Source organism: Paenibacillus algorifonticola (genome assembly GCF_000971975.1).
GTDB classification, from domain to species: domain Bacteria; phylum Bacillota; class Bacilli; order Paenibacillales; family Paenibacillaceae; genus Pristimantibacillus; species Pristimantibacillus algorifonticola.
In genome coordinates this window covers 1-1,454 of record NZ_LAQO01000092.1, presented here as the reverse complement: position 1 = coordinate 1,454, position 1,454 = coordinate 1, and the positions used below count along the sequence as shown (strand labels likewise).

At 45.7% G+C, this 1,454-nt stretch carries 1 protein-coding gene; it reads right to left on the bottom strand.

From position 1 onward, the window contains the following. Positions 1 to 111: 111 nt before the first annotated feature. Positions 112 to 1,362 carry an ISL3 family transposase gene (locus WH37_RS33060; protein WP_046234931.1) on the bottom strand — a complete coding sequence of 417 codons (1,251 nt, stop codon included), beginning with the start codon at positions 1,360 to 1,362 and terminating at the stop codon, positions 112 to 114. Between the last annotated feature and the right edge of the window lie 92 nt (positions 1,363 to 1,454).

Here is a 1,454-nt window from a genome sequence, read left to right as displayed (position 1 = left end):
GGCTCTTCGCTCTACTGGATGGGTACCACAGACTAGAATGGCTTCATAGATACGTTCCACTTCAAGAGATTTATAAACCACTGGTAAAAAAGGGGAATGGGAAAAACGTATCTAGGTTCTTCGTGCAGCGAGTGACGGCATACGCAGTTTGTTAGCCGTCATGTAGACCATCGCAATGAGGTTCTCAACATTACGGTAGCCTCGGGCTCGGCGTTTTGCAGCTTGCACGAGGCCATTAATTCCCTCAAGCAGACCATTTGTCATTTTGCTGTGAAACCAGCGAAGAATACCTTCTTCATGTTGTTTAATGGACTTAGCAAGATCAATCATGGGTTGTAGTTGCGAGCGCTTAGCCCAACTCATCCACTCCCGTAAATAAACATCAGCAAGTAAGTGCTGCGTTGTCCATAAATCCTGCAAAGCCAATTTAAGGCGGTATGCTCTTCCCGTCTTCAGATTACTGTCCTTCAGGTTTTGGAGCGCTTCTTTCTGTTCTGCCTTTAAATTGCTTTCATTTTTTAACCATAAATACTTCGTCCGTTTTAACTGCGGAGCTTCTTTTTGCTCGGCGATGCGTACGTCATCGACGGCTTCATTGACCATCTTCATGATATGAAATTTATCGAATGTAATTTCTGCGGTGGGAAACTGCTCTTCAATTCCACGAATGAATGCAACCGACATATCACAGCAGATTTCCTTTATTTGCGCGGCATTTACGTTCTTCTGAAGCAAATGTTGTTTGAAACGTGCAAGCGAATCTTTGCCCTTTCCCTCGGTTGCGAACAGCACGATCTTGGTATCTACATCCACGAATAATGTCACGTAGCGATGCCCGCGACGTGACGAGGTTTCATCGACTGCAATCCGTTTTACATGCGTTAAATCCAGTTCAGCCATGGCTTGATCGACGTAGTGATGGAAAATTCGCCACATGCGTGTATCGTGCTCACGTAACTCGCGAGCTGCAGCGTTAACTGGCATCTCAGCCATTAAGCGCATCGCCCAAGCGTCAAATTGTAAAGTGAAATGAGACTGTGAACGAGACCACTTCACGGGAACCAGCGTCACCTTATTGCAGCTTTTGCAGTTTGTTCTCGGCACTCTGGCATGCATATAGGTTTTCCAGTTCCAGAAGTCGAGATGCCGCCAGGTTTTCCGTTCAGCATCGTAGGCCTTGCTTGCTGATCCGCAAGTTGGACAAGCGAATTCGGCTCCGCGTTCAAAGTCAATAAATAAGTGCCATGCCTCATCTTGATCATCATACTCGATATGCGTTAACTGCCAGGGTTCTTCAAGGGCTAATGCGGTCTTGAACATACCTGTAATTAGATTATCTTTATTGCTTAATGAACTCCACATGGTCCATACCACCCTATTACTATTCTTACTGGGCAGTATGCACCATTTCTCTATGTAACAGACATTGGGCATTCAGTGTAGCGAGGAAGCAA

Coding starts and splice junctions, on each gene's coding strand:
- WH37_RS33060 (WP_046234931.1), bottom strand. CDS start 1,362: ATGTGGAGTTCATTAAGCAATAAAGATAATCTAATTACAGGTATGTTC.